Origin of the sequence: Streptomyces beihaiensis (genome assembly GCF_026274175.1) — a bacterium.
GTDB classification, from domain to species: domain Bacteria; phylum Actinomycetota; class Actinomycetes; order Streptomycetales; family Streptomycetaceae; genus Streptomyces; species Streptomyces beihaiensis.
In genome coordinates this window covers 53,865-70,549 of record NZ_JAPHNL010000090.1, presented here as the reverse complement: position 1 = coordinate 70,549, position 16,685 = coordinate 53,865, and the positions used below count along the sequence as shown (strand labels likewise).

The 16,685-nt window shown below is 71.0% G+C and carries 16 protein-coding genes and 1 riboswitch; of the genes, 9 read left to right on the top strand and 7 right to left on the bottom strand.

Annotation, left to right across the window (positions count from 1 at the left end):
- Positions 1-349: 349 nt before the first annotated feature.
- The 4 genes from OFY01_RS10705 to OFY01_RS10690 all read right to left on the bottom strand — a co-directional run bounded on the left by OFY01_RS10705 (position 350) and on the right by OFY01_RS10690 (position 3,965).
- A complete protein-coding gene (locus OFY01_RS10705) occupies positions 350-673 on the bottom strand; it encodes a DMT family transporter (RefSeq protein ID WP_266598644.1) in 324 nt (107 codons plus the stop codon).
- 129 nt (positions 674-802) lie between these two features.
- Entirely contained in the window at positions 803-1,813 is a 1,011-nt protein-coding gene (rsgA, locus tag OFY01_RS10700) for a ribosome small subunit-dependent GTPase A (RefSeq protein ID WP_266598642.1), read from the bottom strand.
- Positions 1,814-1,830: 17 nt separating this feature from the next.
- Positions 1,831-3,207: a 3-phosphoshikimate 1-carboxyvinyltransferase gene (aroA, locus tag OFY01_RS10695; protein ID WP_266598640.1), complete on the bottom strand. Its 1,377-nt coding sequence runs from the start codon at positions 3,205-3,207 to the stop codon at positions 1,831-1,833.
- 47 nt (positions 3,208-3,254) lie between these two features.
- Positions 3,255-3,965 carry a M50 family metallopeptidase gene (locus tag OFY01_RS10690; protein WP_266598638.1) on the bottom strand — a complete coding sequence of 237 codons (711 nt, stop codon included), beginning with the start codon at positions 3,963-3,965 and terminating at the stop codon, positions 3,255-3,257.
- 72 nt (positions 3,966-4,037) lie between these two features.
- On the opposite strand from OFY01_RS10690, the gene OFY01_RS10685 reads away from it, so the two are divergent.
- From OFY01_RS10685 to OFY01_RS10650, 8 genes are all read left to right on the top strand, one after another.
- Complete coding sequence (locus OFY01_RS10685; RefSeq protein WP_266598636.1) at positions 4,038-4,853, top strand: SOS response-associated peptidase; 816 nt, start codon at positions 4,038-4,040, stop codon at positions 4,851-4,853.
- A 94-nt stretch (positions 4,854-4,947) separates the two neighbouring features.
- Positions 4,948-5,580, top strand: a complete 633-nt coding sequence (locus tag OFY01_RS10680) for an alpha/beta hydrolase family protein (RefSeq protein WP_266598634.1) — start codon at positions 4,948-4,950, stop codon at positions 5,578-5,580.
- A 242-nt stretch (positions 5,581-5,822) separates the two neighbouring features.
- Positions 5,823-6,509 carry an RNA polymerase sigma factor SigR gene (gene sigR / locus OFY01_RS10675; RefSeq protein WP_266598632.1) on the top strand — a complete coding sequence of 229 codons (687 nt, stop codon included), beginning with the start codon at positions 5,823-5,825 and terminating at the stop codon, positions 6,507-6,509.
- Positions 6,506-6,802 (top strand): mycothiol system anti-sigma-R factor, encoded by a 297-nt coding sequence (gene rsrA / locus OFY01_RS10670; protein ID WP_266598630.1) that lies wholly within the window; start codon positions 6,506-6,508, stop codon positions 6,800-6,802. Before sigR ends, rsrA begins: the two co-directional genes overlap by 4 nt.
- A gap of 406 nt (positions 6,803-7,208) precedes the next feature.
- Positions 7,209-8,198 (top strand): tetratricopeptide repeat protein, encoded by a 990-nt coding sequence (locus OFY01_RS10665; RefSeq protein ID WP_266598628.1) that lies wholly within the window; start codon positions 7,209-7,211, stop codon positions 8,196-8,198.
- 111 nt (positions 8,199-8,309) lie between these two features.
- Complete coding sequence (gene def, locus OFY01_RS10660; protein WP_266598626.1) at positions 8,310-8,969, top strand: peptide deformylase; 660 nt, start codon at positions 8,310-8,312, stop codon at positions 8,967-8,969.
- Between the two features lie 307 nt (positions 8,970-9,276).
- Complete coding sequence (locus OFY01_RS10655; RefSeq protein WP_266598624.1) at positions 9,277-10,401, top strand: terpene synthase family protein; 1,125 nt, start codon at positions 9,277-9,279, stop codon at positions 10,399-10,401.
- A complete protein-coding gene (locus tag OFY01_RS10650) occupies positions 10,398-11,783 on the top strand; it encodes a bifunctional albaflavenone monooxygenase/terpene synthase (protein ID WP_266598621.1) in 1,386 nt (461 codons plus the stop codon). Before OFY01_RS10655 ends, OFY01_RS10650 begins: the two co-directional genes overlap by 4 nt.
- Here the strand turns inward: OFY01_RS10650 and OFY01_RS10645 are convergent.
- Positions 11,780-12,742: a GlxA family transcriptional regulator gene (locus OFY01_RS10645; protein WP_266598619.1), complete on the bottom strand. Its 963-nt coding sequence runs from the start codon at positions 12,740-12,742 to the stop codon at positions 11,780-11,782. The genes OFY01_RS10650 and OFY01_RS10645 overlap by 4 nt on opposite strands.
- A 94-nt stretch (positions 12,743-12,836) precedes the next feature.
- Here OFY01_RS10645 and OFY01_RS10640 point away from each other — a divergent pair, with 94 nt between their 5' ends.
- Positions 12,837-13,016 carry a hypothetical protein gene (locus OFY01_RS10640; protein WP_266598617.1) on the top strand — a complete coding sequence of 60 codons (180 nt, stop codon included), beginning with the start codon at positions 12,837-12,839 and terminating at the stop codon, positions 13,014-13,016.
- Here the strand turns inward: OFY01_RS10640 and OFY01_RS10635 are convergent, their stop codons facing one another.
- Complete coding sequence (locus OFY01_RS10635) at positions 13,017-14,030, bottom strand: ribonucleotide-diphosphate reductase subunit beta (protein WP_266598615.1); 1,014 nt, start codon at positions 14,028-14,030, stop codon at positions 13,017-13,019. It lies immediately after the preceding gene.
- A complete protein-coding gene (locus OFY01_RS10630; protein ID WP_266598613.1) occupies positions 14,030-16,390 on the bottom strand; it encodes a ribonucleoside-diphosphate reductase subunit alpha in 2,361 nt (786 codons plus the stop codon). Before OFY01_RS10630 ends, OFY01_RS10635 begins: the two co-directional genes overlap by 1 nt.
- 133 nt (positions 16,391-16,523) lie before the next feature.
- Positions 16,524-16,657, bottom strand: a riboswitch (cobalamin riboswitch).
- Positions 16,658-16,685: the final 28 nt, after the last annotated feature.

Below are 16,685 nucleotides of genomic sequence, written 5' to 3'. Positions count from 1 at the left end.
CCCTCTCGCCGCACCGGCCGAAAGCCCAAGTACGTCCAGTACGAGGGCTTCCGGCCGGCACGCCGAGAGCACGCACCAGACGCCGCTCCTTGACGGGCAAACGTTGCCTGCCGGAGCACTAGCTTGATCTTCGACCTGTGCGGCGGGCCTTGTCGGGGCCGGGGGGCTTCCACGGCGGCCTGTAGCGATGTCGTCGGCGGCCGACGCTCCCCGTCGACGCCCTTCTCCGCCTCGCGGCCGCACGCACCGGACCCCGCTCAGCAGCACCGGCCGGGCACGGTCGGCCGGGTGCGACCCGATCCGCCGGACAGGCCCCGGAACCCGGCGGAGCGTGCCCGCCGCGGGCGAGTCAGTGGGCCGAACCGGACAGCTGGAGTCCGATCACGCCCGCGATCACCAGCGAGATCGAGACGATCTTGAGGGTGGACACCACGTCGCCGAGGAAGATCATTCCGTAGATCGCGGTGCCCGCGGCCCCGATCCCCGTCCACACCGCGTACGCGGGCCCCACATCCAGCTTCCGCAGCGAGAGCGTGAGCAGGCCGAAGCTGCCCAGGGCGAACGCGCAGAACGCGACCGTCGGCCACAGCCGGGTGAAGCCGTGCGACAGCTTCAGACTCACCGCGAAACCGGTCTCCAGGATTCCGGCGACGATGACCAGCAGCCACGCCATGTGCTTTGCCTCCAGCGTCAGTCACTCGTCACTGGCCACGTCGGTCGGTCGTCACCAGCCACTCGTACGGCCTCGATCTTGCACAGGCTCGGGGTGATTATGCCTCTCGAACGTCAGTCGCCCTCGCGGTCAGTCGCCCTCGCGGCGCTCGCGTGTGGCGAGCAGCCGCCGCAGCGAGTAGAGCCGCGCCGGATCGGCGTGCCCCTCCTCCACCCACGCGTCCAGGGCGCAGTCCGGCTCGTCGTGGCTGCACGCGCGCGGGCAGTCGGCGGTCCCCGGTTCCAGGTCCGGGAAGGCGTGGATGACGCGCGACGGATCGACGTGGTGCAGGCCGAACGACCGCACGCCCGGCGTGTCCACCACCCAGCCCGCGTCGCCGGACAGCGGCAGCGCCAGCGCCGAGGTGGTGGTGTGCCGGCCGCGCCCCGTGACCGCGTTGACATGGCCCGTCGTACGCCGACGGTCCTCCGCCACCAACGCGTTCACCAGCGTCGTCTTGCCGACACCCGAGTGTCCGACGAACGCCGTCACCTTGCCGTCGAGCTGCTCGCGCACCCGCGCCACCGCGGTCCCGTCCGCCAGTTCGTCGCGGCTGGTGACGACGTAGGGGATGTCGAGATCGCCGTACAGGTCGAGGATCTTCTCCGGTGGCGCCAGGTCCGACTTGGTGAGCACGAGCAGCGGGTCGAGCCCGCCGTCGTACGCCGCCACCAGACAGCGGTCGATCATGCGCGGGCGCGGCTCGGGGTCGGCGAGCGCGGTGACGACGGCCAGCTGGTCGGCGTTGGCGACGACGACCCGCTCGTACGGGTCGTCGTCGTCGGCCGTGCGGCGCAGCACCGACGAACGCTCCTCGATGCGGACGATGCGCGCCAGGGTGTCCTTCTTGCCGGACAGATCGCCGACCACGGCCACCCGGTCGCCCACCACCGCCGCCTTGCGGCCCAGCTCACGGGCCTTCATCGCCATGACGGGCCGCCCCTCGATGAGGACGGTCAGCCGGCCCCGGTCCACGGTCAGGACCATGCCCCGCGCCGCGTCCTCGTGCTTGGGACGGAGGGTGGAACGCGGCCGGTTGCCCTTGCGGTTGGGGCGCTGACGGATGTCGTCCTCGTCGGTGTGCTTGCCGTAGCGGCGCATGGCGTTACGTCCGTCCCCTACGGCCTGTCCGCTCCGAGCATTCCGGCCCACAGGTCGGGGAAGTCCGGCAGCGTCTTGGCGGTCGTCGCCACGTTCTCGATCTGCACGCCTTCCACGGCCAGGCCGATGATCGCGCCCGCGGTGGCCATGCGGTGGTCGTCGTACGTGTGGAAGATCCCGCCGTGCAGCCGGCGCGGGCGGATGTGCAGGCCGTCCGCGGTCTCCGTGACGTCGCCGCCCAGCTCGTTGATCTCCTTGGTGAGCGCGGCGAGCCGATCCGTCTCGTGCAGGCGCAGGTGGGCGACGCCGCGCAGCGTCGACGGCGAGTCGGCGAGCGCGGCCACGGCGGCGATGCCCGGCGTCAGCTCGCCGACCTCGCTGAGGTCGACGTCGATGCCGTGCACCGAACCCGAACCGGTGAACTCAAGGCCCTGGTCGGTCAGTTCGCAGGAGCCGCCCATCGTCGTGAAGATCTCGCGCAGCGCGTCACCGGGCTGCGTGGTCTGCTCGGGCCAGTCGGGGACGGTGACCTTGCCGCCGGTGACCAGGGCCGCGGCGAGGAACGGCTGGGCGTTGGACAGGTCGGGCTCGATCGTGATGTCACGGCCGAGCAGGGCGCCCGACGTCACCCGCCACACGTTCGGCTCGCCGCCGGACTCCGGGGTGTCGACCTGGGCTCCGGCCGCCCGCAGCATGTCGACCGTCATCCGGATGTGCGGCATGGACGGCAGCGTGGACCCGGTGTGCCGGACCTCCACACCCTGGTTGAACCGCGGCCCGGACAGCAGCAGGGCCGACACGAACTGCGAGGACGAGGAGGCGTCGATCTCGACCGGGCCGCCTTCGAGCGCCCCGCCGCCGTGCACGGTCAGCGGCAGCGCGCCGCGCCCCTCGTCGTCGACCCGGGCGCCGAGCGCGCGCAGGGCGTCGATGACACCGTGCAGCGGCCGCTCGTACGAGCGCGGGTCGCCGTCGAACCGGATCGGCCCGTCGGCGAGCGCGGCCACCGGCGGCAGGAAACGCATCACGGTGCCCGCGTTGCCCACGTCGACCGTGGCCGGGCCCTGGAGGCGGCCCGGGATGACCCGCCATGCCTCACCGGAGGCCGCCGGGCCGCCGGCGACGGAGGAGCTCGACGAGGCGGACGACATCGACGACACGGTCTCCTCGATGCCCACGCCCATGGCGCGCAGCGCGCCCGCCATCAGGACGGTGTCGCGCGAGCGCAGCGGGCGGCGCAGCCAGCCCGGCTCGGCGGCGAGGGAGGCGAGGACGAGGGCCCGGTTGGTGACGGACTTCGACCCCGGCACGTGAACGGTCGCGTCGACGGCTCCGCTCGCGTACGGGGCGGGCCAGAGGGCGGAGTGCTCGGGGTGCTCGGGGTTCGTGGGCATGCCTTTACTTTAGTGGGCGCGCGGCAAGCCACCTGCTCACACTCCGGTCAGACCCCCAGGAGCCATCGACCGCCGCCGAGCAGCGAGCACAGCGAGACGGCGTGGAAGAAGAACAGCCACATGCCCGCGGGCACGTGCGTGAGCCGCGACAGCTGGTCCGCGTCGGAGTCCCCGGCGCCTGCCACCCCTGCCCGGCGCCGCTTGCTCTGCAGCTCGAACGCGGGCCGTACGCCCCCGAGCAGCAGGAACCACACCACGGTGTACGCGAACGCCGCCTGCACCTGCGGCCCGGTCAGCCACGACACCAGCAGGAACGCGCCGCCGGTGACGACGACGGTCAGGACGCCGTACGCGTTCCTGATCATCACCAGCATGACCACGAGCAGCGCCGTGGCGAGCCACAGCAGCAGCGTGATGTGCCCGTCCCCGAGCAGCGCGGCGCCGCCCAGGCCGAGCAGCGGCGGCGCCGTGTACCCGGCGGCAGCGGTGAGGATCATGCCGAGTCCGGTCGGTTTGCCGCGGCTGACGGTGAGGCCGCTGGTGTCCGAGTGGAGCCGGATGCCGTCGAGGCGGCGGCCGGTGAGCAGCGCCACGAGTCCGTGGCCGCCCTCGTGCGCGATGGTGATGGCGTTGCGGGAGAGCCGCCAGACGCTGTGCGGCACGATCACGGCCAGGGCGGCCACGGCGGTGACGATCACCACCCACGCGTCGGGGTCGGACTGGGTGGCGAAGAGCCGGTCCCAGAGGCTGGCGTCCATGGTCTTTCCGGGCTCCCGTTCGGTGCTGGGGACGGTGGTCGGGCGAGTGCGGGCTCTGGCACTGTGGCACGTATGTGCGGACGGTATGCATCGAGTCGTAGGCCCGAGGATCTCGCGGGAATCTTTGAGATCGAGAAGTGGGAGCCCGAGGAGTCCTATGAGCCGGACTACAACGTGGCCCCCACGGCGGAGGTCTACGCGGTACTCGACCGTCCTCTCAAGGACGCCGACGACCGTCGCCCGGTTCGCCAGCTGCGGAAACTGAAGTGGGGTCTGGTCCCGTCGTGGGCCAAGTCGCCCGAGGGCGCCGCCCGCATGATCAACGCGCGGGCCGAGACGGTGTACGAGAAGCCGTCGTACCGGCGTGCCTTCGCCGCCCGCCGCTGCATCATCCCCGCGGACGGCTATTACGAGTGGGTGACCGGGTCCGCCGAGCGGGACCTGGAGGTCGAGGGCAGGAAGAAGCGCCCGCGCAAGCAGCCGTACTTCGTGACGCCCGCGGACGGTTCGGTCTTCGCGATGGCCGGGCTCTACGAGTTCTGGCGCGACCGTACGCTGCCGGACGAGCATCCGCTGGCCTGGTGGGTGACGTGCTCGGTGATCACCACGGAGGCGGAGACCGCGCCGCTGGCCGTGGCCCCGGCGCAGGGGCCGCGCTCGCTCGCGGACATCCACCCCCGGATGCCGCTGATGCTGACGCCGGACCGGTGGGACGCGTGGCTGGACCCGGCGCGGACGGACGTGGCCGACCTGCGCCCGCTGCTCGCCGCTCCGCCCGAGGGGCTGATGCGGGCGTACCCCGTGTCCACGGCGGTGAGCAACGTCCGCAACAACGGCCCTGAACTGGTGAGGGAGCTGGAGGGCCCGGAGGAGGGGACGTTGTTCTGAGAGGGCGGCCGGCGCGGCCTTCGGGGGACGCGGGGAACCGCGCGAACACCCACGACGGGCCGTGCGCGCACGGCGAACCGTGCACCATGGGCGCGTGAGCCGTAGCGAAACGATTCCCACCGAGACGGGCGACGCCCGTGTCACCTGGTTCCCCGCCCCGGGGGCGAAGACCGTCCTCGCCGTGAGCCACGGCGCGGGCGGCGGCATCGAGGCGAGGGACCTCCAGGCCCTCGCCGCGGCGCTGCCCGCCCACGGCGTCACGGTCGCCCTGGTGGAGCAGCCCTGGCGTGTGGCGGGCAAGAAGCTCGCCCCGGCGCCCAAGACCCTCGACAAGGGCTGGCGCGGCGTGTGGCCGGCCCTGACCGCCCCCGGCCTTCCGGTGATCGCCGGAGGCAGAAGCGCCGGCGCCCGCGTCGCCTGCCGCACCGCCGGGGAGCTGGGCGCGGCGGCCGTCCTCGCGCTGAGCTTCCCGCTGCACCCGCCCGGCAAGCCGGAGAAGTCCCGCGCCGACGAGCTGCTCGGCGCGGGCGTGCCCACGCTCGTCGTCCAGGGCGGCAACGACCCGTTCGGCAGGCCCGCCGAGTTCCCCGAGGGCTCCCACCGGCTGGTCGAAGTCCCGTACGGGGACCATGGGTTCGCCGTGCCGAAGAGAGCCGGGATCGGTCAGGAGGAGGCGCTGGGCGTGATCACGGACGCTGTCGCCGAGTGGGTCAGGTCACTGGGCTGACGCCTGGGAATGCGGAGGAGGAGACGACTGTTGTGCGGACTGTCGGTGCACAGTACGCACGAGAGGAAGTCCGCCGCATGGGTTCGACCATTTGCCCTGACCGCGCAACCGCTCCTGAGCTGGAGTGGAGTGTGCTGCGGGCGCCCAAGGCCGCTCCTGTTCGGGCGGCGGGCAGGCCGGATCGTCGTCTATCCTCCGATTCCAGTGGGGTCCCGCAGGGCTTCGCGAAGACGCTTGAGGAGGTGGGTCCGGTCACAGGGACCGACGCAGGTACCGAACACGGCCAGGCGGAGCAGCCCGACACCCCGGAGAACGACGGGACGGAGAGCGCCGCCGAGCGCAGCGCCCGGTTCGAGCGGGACGCGCTGGAGTTCCTCGACCAGATGTACTCGGCCGCGCTGCGCATGACGCGCAACCCGGCGGACGCCGAGGACCTGGTCCAGGAGACGTACGCGAAGGCATACGCGTCGTTCCACCAGTTCCGTGAGGGCACCAACCTGAAGGCGTGGCTGTACCGGATCCTGACGAACACCTTCATCAACTCGTACCGCAAGAAGCAGCGCGAGCCGCAGCGCAGTGCCGCCGAGGAGATCGAGGACTGGCAGCTGGCGCGCGCCGAGTCGCACATGTCGACCGGGCTGCGCTCCGCCGAGTCGCAGGCGCTCGACCACCTGCCCGACTCGGACGTGAAGCAGGCTCTGCAGGCGATCCCCGAGGAGTTCCGCATCGCGGTCTATCTCGCCGATGTAGAGGGCTTTGCCTACAAGGAGATCGCGGACATCATGGGAACACCCATCGGGACGGTGATGTCCCGGCTGCACCGGGGCCGTCGCCAGCTGCGCGGCATGCTCGAGGACTACGCCCGTGACCGCGGGCTCGTCCCGGCGGGCGCGGGTGAGGCGAACGAATCGAAAGGCTCGGGGTCATGAGCTGCGGAGACCACCACGAGACGGACTGCAGTGAGGTCCTTGACCACCTGTACGAGTTTCTCGACCACGAGATGCCGGACAGCGACTGCAGCAAGTTCGAGGTGCACTTCGAGGAGTGCTCCCCGTGTCTGGAGAAGTACGGCCTGGAGCGGGCCGTGAAGAAGCTGGTCAAGCGCTGCTGCGGCCATGACGACGTGCCGACCGACCTGCGGGCCAAGGTCATGGGCCGTATCGACCTGATCCGGTCCGGTCAGGTCACGCCCGAGGACGGCATGGGCAAGCCGCTCGCCTGAGCGCCAGGATTCACTCGATCGTGCTAATCCGGGGCCGTCGGCCCCCGTTGCCCCTTGAAGCCGCACGTGTTGATGCCGCACGTGATCCAGGTGGCGCGTCCTGCCGTCGCGCGTGGTCGTGGAGCGTCAGACCGGTCCCCGCCGTGAGCGAGCGCTCACCGTCCGGATCGTGCGCGCGGCGCATGCGTACGACGCGCCGACCGGGGAACAGGGACCCCAGGGAGCCAGGGGCTCTTGTCGGCCCGCGGTCCTGGCGACCATGGTGTCCCGTACGGGTCTGACCACGGGGGCGGCTGGGTAACCCATGAGTAATGAGCGGGCGTCCCGCCGCACGTGGTTGGATGCGAATGAGCCCCGGAAGCGGGTGGCAGGGGGCGCTGGCCTCAAGTATCGGCAGGCGGGAATCGTGAGGATCTTCGGCAAGGGACGGCACCGGCCCTCCGCCTCCTGGCGGCAGGCCACGGACCGCGCGTTCACGCTGATAGGCGACGGGCGGTACGAGGACGCGGGAGCGCTGCTCACCCGTGCCGCCGACCTGGAACCGTGGCTCTCGGAGTCCTGGTTCAACCTGGCCCTGCTGCACAAGTTCCGGCACGACTGGGAGCAGGCGAGGGCGGCGGGCCTGCGGGCCGTGGCCCTGCTCGAACGGGAGACCGGCGCTCCCGACTGGTGGAACGTCGGCATCGCCGCCACCGCCCTGCAGGACTGGCCGCTGGCCCGGCGGGCCTGGCAGGCGTACGGGCTGAAGGTGCCCGGCGGCGCCGCCGTCGCGGGGGAGCCCGAGGGGATGGACCTGGGCAGCGCCGCCGTCCGGCTCTCGCCGGAGGGGGAGGCCGAGGTGGTGTGGGGGCGGCGGGTGGACCCCGCCCGGATCGAGGTCCTGTCCATTCCGTTGCCGTCGTCCGGGCGGCGCTGGGGCGAGGTCGTGCTCCACGACGGGGTGCCGCACGGCGAGCGGACCACCGCGGCCGGGCACGCGTTCCCGGTCTTCGACGAGATCGAGCTGTGGGCTCCGTCGCCCGTGCCCACCTGGGTCGTACTCCTCGAAGCCGACACCGAGGACGACCGGGACGCGCTGGAGCGGCTGGCCGCGGACGCCGGCTTCGCCGCCGAGGACTGGTCGTCGTCGGTGCGCCTGCTGTGCCGGACGTGCTCGGAGTCGCGGATGCCGTCGGACGAGGGGGACGGGGAGCACCTCGACCCGCATGATCACAGTGAGCCGGGGCATCCGGGCCCGCTCGGGCACCGCACCGACGGGCACGACGGGCAGCTCTGGGTGCCGGAGCGGGAGTGCGGGCTCGCCGCGCCGGCTTCGTTGGTCAGGGGCCTCCTCGACGGGTGGGTCGCGGATGCGCCCGATTCGCGGGACTGGCGGGATCTCGAAGAGGTGTGCTGAGCGCGCCGTCGCAGCCGCTGCCGGACACCCTCCCGCGCCCGTGGGGCCTGTCGTTTCCCCGTACCCTGTAGGGGTTCCATCTCCGTTCCCCTAGGAAGGCGTACGTCCGTCATGGCTCAGCAGGACACCGAGAAGCAGCACGTGGCGGACGCAGGCGTGCTCCCCGTCGACGACGAGGGCTTCGTCGTCGACACCGAGGACTGCGAGGCGCGGGAGGCGGCCTACCGGGAGCGGGGCACCTCGCGGCCGATCACGGTGGTGGGCAACCCGGTTCTGCACAAGGAGTGCAAGGACGTCACCGAGTTCGACGAGGAACTGGCCGCGCTCGTCGACGACATGTTCGCCAGCCAGCGCACCGCCGAGGGCGTGGGCCTGGCCGCCAACCAGATCGGCGTCGACAAGAAGGTCTTCGTCTACGACTGCCCGGATGACGAGGGCGTGCGCCACGTCGGCGTCGTCTGCAATCCGGTGCTGCGCGAGCTGCCCGCCGAGCAGCGCCGCCTCGACGACTCCAACGAGGGCTGCCTGTCCGTGCCGACCGCGTACGCCGAACTCGCCCGCCCCGACTACGCGGTGGTCACCGGCCAGGACGAGAAGGGCAACCCGATCACCGTGCGTGGCACCGGGTACTTCGCGCGCTGCCTGCAGCACGAGACGGACCACCTGTACGGGTACCTGTACATCGACCGCCTCTCCAAGCGCGAGCGCAAGAACGCCCTGAAGCAGATGGCGGAGGGCACCCCGCGCTACCCCGTCGTTCCCAACGACTGACCAACGCCTGGGCCCGCAGAGCCTGTTGAGCACCGAGCGGCGCCCGGTACGGAACATTCCGGCCGGGTGCCGCTCGTCGTCGTGGGCGCGCTCCCGTGTGCGCCCGCGTGTGCGAACAGGACCGGCCGTACGGCAACCAGATTCGGTCACGTAAGCGGACAATTCAGGCGGCTGTGGGTGGTGAGGGGAGCAAATCCATTCCCAGAACGGTCAGTTGTAGTGCTGAATAGAAAGCGCGGGGATACGCAACGGCGCGCGCCCGGCACGGGGGCGGCGTACGCCGCACGTGGCAGAGAGGGGAAAGTGCATGCCTGCTTATCCACAGACAGCGATCCCACCGGCGCTGGCACTACCGGTGATCGAGGAGGCGTTTCCTCGCAATCTCCATCCGTATTGGTCCCAGCTCCAGGGGCTGACCCGCTCCTGGCTGCTGGAAAAGCGGCTCATGCCTGCGGACAAGGTGGAGAAATATGCCGATGGCCTGTGCTACACGGACCTGATGGCGGGCTACTACATGGGCGCGCCCGACGACGTGCTGTCCGCGATCTGTGACTACAGCGCGTGGTTCTTCGTCTGGGACGACCGTCACGACCGCGACGTGATCCACGGAAGGACGGCGAGCTGGCGGCGGCTCGCCGTCCAACTGCACGCGGCGACCGAGGCGCCCGAGCTTCACCTGAACCACAAGGACCCGCTGGTCGCGGGCTTCGCGGACAGTGTCGCACGGCTCCACGGCACACTGAGCCGGACATGGAACGCCCGGTTCGGGCGGCACTTCCACGCGGTGATCGACGCGTACGACGAGGAGTTCCGCAACCGGACGTCGGGCACCGTCCCGTCCGTCGACGCGTACATACGCCTGCGGAGGAAGACGTTCGCGCACGCGATCTGGCTCGACCTCCTGGAGCCGACCGCGCAGTACGAACTCCCCGCCTGGGTACGGAAAAACCCGGCGTTCGCACGTGCCGGACTGGCATGCCAGGATTTCGCGGCCTGGTACAACGACCTGTGCTCGCTGCCCAAGGAACTGGCGGGCGGCGAATTGCACAACCTCGGGATAAGTCTCATCGAAGAGCGGGGGTATTCGCTCCCCGAGGCCATGACGGAAGTGCGCCGGAGGGTCGAGGGAACCATCGATGAATTCCTTTCCGCGGAAAGGGAGGTCGAAAAGATGGCGGCCGCCACGGAAAGTGTGGGCGACGCCGGAAAGGAACTCGCCGCGGCCATCAGGCTGTGCGTCGGCAACATGCGGAACTGGTTCAGCTCCGTGTACTGGTTCCACCACGAATCGGGGCGCTACCAGGTGGACAGCTGGGACGACCGGGCCACTCCGCCCTACGTAGACGACGCCGTCCCGCCGCAGCCCGCCGAGCCGACCGTCCCGGCGCAGCGCGGCGGCCCCGTGAACGACCAGGTAGGTGAGTGCGCATGACCATCGGATCCACCCTGCCCACCGCGGCGTCCGAGGCCGGAGGGACCCCGCAGCAGCCGCCGCTCGCCCCCGGCGGCGCGCCGCTGCTCGGGCACGCCGGGCACCTGCTGCGCGACCCGCTCGGCTTCCTCACCGGGCTGCGCGACGGCGGCGACGTCGTACGCCTGAAGCTCGGACCCAAGGCGGCGTACGCGGTCAGCGACCCCGAGCTGGTCGCCGCGATGCTCAAGAACCCCGACTTCGTCGTCGGCGGGCCGCTGTGGGACACGCTCGGCGTACTCCTCGGCAAGGGCGTCGCGACCAGCAACGGGCCGCTGCACCGGCGCCAGCGCCGCACCATCCAGCCCGCCTTCCGGATGGACCGCATCCACACCTACGCGCCGGTGATGGAGGAGGAGGCGCGCGCCATGGCCGAGCGCTTCCGGCCGGGCCGGACGGTCGACATCGCCGACGAGGTGTTCCGCACCGCGACCAGGATCGTGGCGCGGTCCGTCCTCCAGGTCGACTCGATCGACGAGCGCGCCGACCGGCTCAGCACCGCGCTTCACACGGTCTTCGAGGGCCTGTACCGGCGCATGATCCTCTCCTTCGGGCCGCTGTACCGGCTGCCGCTTCCGGCCAATCGGCGATTCGAGCGCGCATTGGCCGATCTGCATCGCCTGGTCGACGAGATCATCGCCGAGCGAAGGGCCGAGGCGGCCTCCGGAAGCAATCCGGACGACCTTCTCGCGGCATTGCTCGCGGATCGTGACGAGAATGGCGAACCGGTCGGTGAACAGGAGATCCACGACCAGGTCGTGTCTCTCGTCGTGGGCGGCGCGGAGAATGCGGCGAAGACGCTGACGTGGACGTTCCAGCTTCTCGCCGAACATCCGGAGCAGGAAAGGAGGTTGTGCGAGGAAGTTGAATCCGTGACGGGTGGCCGGCCGGTCGCTTTCGGTGACCTCGGGAAACTCGCATATATGCGGAATCTGCTCACCGAGTCGATGCGGATACGGCCCGCCGTCTGGATATTGACGCGGCTTGCCGCCGTCGACACGACACTCGGCGAGTACCGGATTCCGGCCGGTTCCGACATCGTCTACAGCCCGCTGGCCATGCAGCGCGACCCGCGCGCGTTCCGTGACCACCTCACGTTCGACCCCGACCGGTGGCTGCCGGAACGGGCGGCGGACGTGACGCCCGCGGCGCACGCGCCGTTCAGCGTGGGCAACCGCAAGTGCCCTGGGGACCACTTCAGCATGGCTGAACTCGCCCTGATCCTGGCCACGGTGGTGCCCAGGTGGCGGCTGGTTCCGACCCCCGACACGGACGGCTCCGCGCGGATCGGGATCACGCTGCAGCCCAAGAACGCGGTGATGCGCGTCGAGGCCAGGCCCTAACCGGCCGCCTTGACCCGGAAGGTCCGTCTGAAGGCGTTGGGGGTCGTCCCCAGCGCCTTCATGAACTGATGCCGCATCGCCGCGGCGTTGCCGAACCCCGACCGCCCGGCGATCGACTCCACCGTCTCGTCGGTCTCTTCCAGCAACCGCTGGGCGAACAGCACGCGTTGGCGCAGCAGCCAGCGGTACGGCGTCGTCCCGGTCTCCTGCCGGAAGCGCCGCGCGAACGTCCGCGGCGACATGTGCGCACGCGCCGCGAGCCCCTCCACGGTCACCGCCTCGGCCAGGTTCCGCTCCATCCACGCCAGCACCTCGCCGACCGTGTCGCAGCGCGGCGCGGGCAGCGGGCGCGCCACGTACTGCGCCTGGCCGCCGTCGCGGTGCGGCGGGACGACCATGCGGCGGGCGATGGCGTTGGCCACCTCGGAGCCGTGTTCGCCGCGCACGACGTGCAGGCAGGCGTCGATCCCCGCGGCGGTGCCCGCCGAGGTGACGACCGGGCCGTCGTCGACGTACAGCACGTCCGGGTCGACGCGGGTGCGCGGGTGGCGTACGGCCAGCTCCCGCGCGTAACGCCAGTGGACCGCGCACCGGCGCCCGTCGAGAAGACCGGCCGCGCCGAGCGTGAACACCCCCGAGCAGACGCTCAGGACGCGCGCGCCCCGGTCGACCGCCCGGCGCAGCGCGGCGAGGACCCCCGGCGGATACGTCTCGCGCGGCCCGCCCGACGCGGGCACGGCGATCAGGTCGGCCTCGTCGAGCCGGTCGAGCCCGTACGGAGTGGAGACGGTGAGGCCCGCCACGTGCGTGCCGAGCCTGGGCCCCTCGGCCGAGACCACCGCGAAGTCGTACACCGGAAGCCCCTCGTCGCTCCGGTCGAGGCCGAACACCTCGCAGACCACGCCGAGTTCGAAGGGATGCACACCGTCGAGGAGAACCGCGGCCACGTTCTTCAGCATGTCCGACAGTGTGCCGCACGGCTGGCAGTAATTCGAGGGTCGGTGACAGAACTGCCACTGCTGGGTGGCGCTGCCAGACGGAACAGTGGAGGCCATGAACGACACCGCGATGAACTACCTGACCGTCCTCTTCGTCTTCCTCCTGCTCGCCGCCCCTTCCCTGTACGGGATCGCCCACGACCGCCGCGTCGACCGGCAGCTGCGCGAGGCGCGGGCAGCGCGCGGGGCGGCCGAGCAGCCGCCCCGGCGCACCGACTTCACCAGCGCCGCCTAGCTAGAAGTCCTCGTCGAAGCCGACCGAGCCCTCGACCGCGACCTGGTACGCCGAGGCCCGCCGCTCGAAGAAGTTGGTGAGCTCCTGGACGCCTTGCAGCTCCATGAACGAGAACGGGTTCTCCGCGCCGTACACCGGCGCGAACCCGAGCCGCTGGAGCCGCTGGTCGGCGACGCACTCCAGGTACTGCCGCATGGACTCGGTGTTCATGCCCGGCAGCCCGTCCCCGCACAGGTCGCGCGCGAACTGCAGTTCGGCGTCGACCGCCTCCCGCAGCATGTCGGTCACCTGCTGCCGCAGTTCGTCGTCGAACAGGTCCGGCTCCTCCTTGCGGACCGTGTCCACCACGTCGAAGGCGAAGGACATGTGCATGGTCTCGTCCCGGAACACCCAGTTGGTGCCGGTGGCGAGCCCGTGCAGCAGGCCGCGCGAACGGAACCAGTACACATAGGCGAAGGCCCCGTAGAAGAACAGCCCTTCGATGCACGCGGCGAAGCAGATCAGGTTCAGCAGGAACCTTCGGCGGTCCGCCCTCGTCTCCAGGCGGTCGATCTCCTCGACCGAGTCCATCCACGTGAAGCAGAACTCCGCCTTCTCCCGGATGGACGGGATGTTCTCGACGGCCGCGAAGGCCGCCGCCCGGTCCTGCGGGTCGGGCAGGTAGGTGTCGAGCAGGGTCAGATAGAACTGGACGTGCACGGCCTCCTCGAACAGCTGCCGCGACAGGTAGAGGCGCGCCTCGGGGGAGTTGATGTGCTTGTACAGGGTCAGCACGAGGTTGTTCGCGACGATCGAGTCGCCCGTCGCGAAGAAGGCCACCAGGCGGCCGATCATGTGCTGCTCGGCCGGGCTCAGCTTGGCGAGGTCGGCGACGTCGGAGTGCAGGTCCACCTCCTCCACGGTCCACGTGTTCTTGATGGCGTCCCGGTAGCGCTCGTAGAAGTCCGGGTAGCGCATGGGGCGCAGGGTGAGCTCGAAGCCGGGGTCGAGCAGGTTCTTGGCTTCGCTGGTCATTACTGGCAGGCCTCGCAGGACTCGGGGTTCTCCAGGGAGCAGGCGACGGCGTCGGCATCGGCCGTCGCCTGCACGGGGACGGTGGCGCGGGCCGCCGCCCGCGCGATGCGCGTCGCGGGGCGCGAGCGCAGGTAGTACGTCGTCTTGAGCCCGGACTTCCAGGCGTAGGCGTACATCGAGGAGAGCTTGCCGATGGTCGGCGTCTCCATGAAGAGGTTGAGCGACTGCGCCTGGTCGAGGAACGGCGTGCGCGCCGCCGCCATGTCGATCAGTGCGCGCTGCGGGATCTCCCACGCCGTGCGGTACAGCGCGCGCATGTCCTCGGGGACCCACGCGAAGCCCTGCACCGAGCCGGCCGACTCGCGCAGCGCCTCACGCGTACGGGCGTCCCACACGCCGAGCCGCTTCAGATCGTCCACCAGGTACGAGTTGACCTGGAGGAACTCGCCGGACAGCGTCTCGCGCTTGAACAGGTTGGAGACCTGCGGCTCGATGCACTCGTAGACACCCGCGATGGAGGCGATGGTGGCGGTCGGCGCGACGGCGAGCAGCAGCGCGTTGCGCAGGCCCACCTCGGCGATACGTTCGCGCAGCGCGGCCCACCGCTCGGGCCAGGCGAACCCGGTGTCGTAATGGTCGGGGTGGAGGACACCGCGGGCGGTACGCGTCTTGTCCCAGGCGGGCAGCGGGCCGCTCCGCTCGGCCAGGTCGGCGGACGCCTCGTAGGCGGCGAGCATGATCCGCTCGGCGATGCGCGTGGAGAGCGCCTTGGCCGCCGCCGAGTCGAAGGGCAGGCGCAGCTTGAAGAACACGTCCTGCAGGCCCATCGCGCCGAGGCCGACGGGGCGCCAGCGCGCGTTCGACCGGCCGGCCTGCTCGGTCGGGTAGAAGTTGATGTCGACGACCCGGTCCAGGAACGTGACGGCCGTGCGGACCGTCGCGTCGAGGCGCTCCCAGTCCAGGTCACCGGCGGCCGTGTCGACGAACGCCCCCAGGTTCACCGAGCCCAGGTTGCAGACGGCGGTCTCCCCGTCGTCCGTCACCTCCAGGATCTCCGTGCACAGGTTGGAGGAGTGCACGGTGTGGCCGGGCTCGGCCGTCTGGTTCGCCGTGCGGTTCGCGGTGTCCTTGAAGGTCAGCCAGCCGTTGCCGGTCTGCGCGAGGGTGCGCATCATCCGGCCGTACAGGTCACGGGCCGAGACGGTGCGCAGCGCCCTGCCCGCCGCCTCGGCCGCCCGGTACGCCACGTCGAACTCCTCGCCCCACAGGTCGACGAGCTCGGGCACGTCGGCGGGCGAGAACAGCGACCACGGCTCGTCGGCGTTCACGCGGCGCATGAACTCGTCCGGGATCCAGTGCGCCAGGTTGAGGTTGTGGGTGCGGCGGGCGTCCTCACCCGTGTTGTCGCGCAGTTCGAGGAACTCCTCGACGTCCGCGTGCCAGGTCTCCAGGTAGACGGCGGCCGCGCCCTTGCGGCGCCCGCCCTGGTTGACGGCCGCCACCGACGCGTCGAGCGTCTTCAGGAACGGGACGATGCCGTTGGAGTGCCCGTTCGTCCCGCGGATCAGCGAACCGCGGGCGCGCACGCGCGAGTACGACAGGCCGATGCCGCCCGCGTGCTTCGACAGGCGGGCCACCTGGTGGTACCGGTCGTAGATCGAGTCCAGCTCGTCCAGCGGCGAGTCGAGCAGGTAGCAGCTGGACATCTGGGGATGGCGGGTGCCGGAGTTGAAGAGGGTGGGGGAGGACGGCAGGTAGTCGAGACGGCTCATCAGGCCGTACAGGGCGGCGACTTCGTCCACCGCCCGGCTCGTGTCGTCCTCGGCCAGGCCCGCCGCCACGCGCAGCATGAAGTGCTGGGGGGTCTCGACGACCTTGCGGGTGACGGGGTGGCGCAGCAGGTAGCGGCTGTAGAGCGTGCGCAGGCCGAAGTAGCCGAACCGGTCGTCGGCGGCGTCGGCGGTCTCGGCGACGAGCGCGTCCAGGCGCGCCGCGTGGGCGGTCACGAACGCGGCCGTACGGTCGGCGATCAGGCCCTCGCGGTGGCCGGCGGCGACCGACTCGGTGAACGACGTCACGCCCTGCGACGCGGCCTCGGCGCGGATGGAGAGCGTGAGGAGCCGGGCGGCGAGCCGCGCGTACGCGGGGTCCTCGGAGATCAGCCCGGCGGCGGCCTCGGTGGCCAGTTCGCGCAGCTCGGCCTCGTCGGCGGCGGCGCTGCGGCCGCGCAGCGCGGCGGCGGCGACATGGCCGGGGTCGGCGTCGGGCAGGTCGGCTGTCAGGTCCGTCAGGGTGCGCAGCAGCGCGGTGCCCGGGGCGTCGGCCGCTGCTGAAACAGGGTCTGCGGGCGCGATGGTCACGTGGAGGCTCTCCCTCGCTCGGCTCGGGTCCGGCGGGAAGGAGTGAGTGGCTCGGGCGCGCAGGGGGAAGGGGCGCGCCCTCGTCACCGGCCCATTCCGCGAGGCCCGGACGTCGTGGACGCCCGGGCCGGACGGCTCGGGCGTGCCGTCGGCAGGTCATCGGACTCGCGTATGCGTGCGGTGTGCACGCTGACGTACACCGTTGCGGGACAGTTCCGGATTCACACCGGATTCCCCTGCGGCGACAGCGAGAGCGAGCATACATGTTGTGCCGAAGATGCGCGGCAGGCCCACA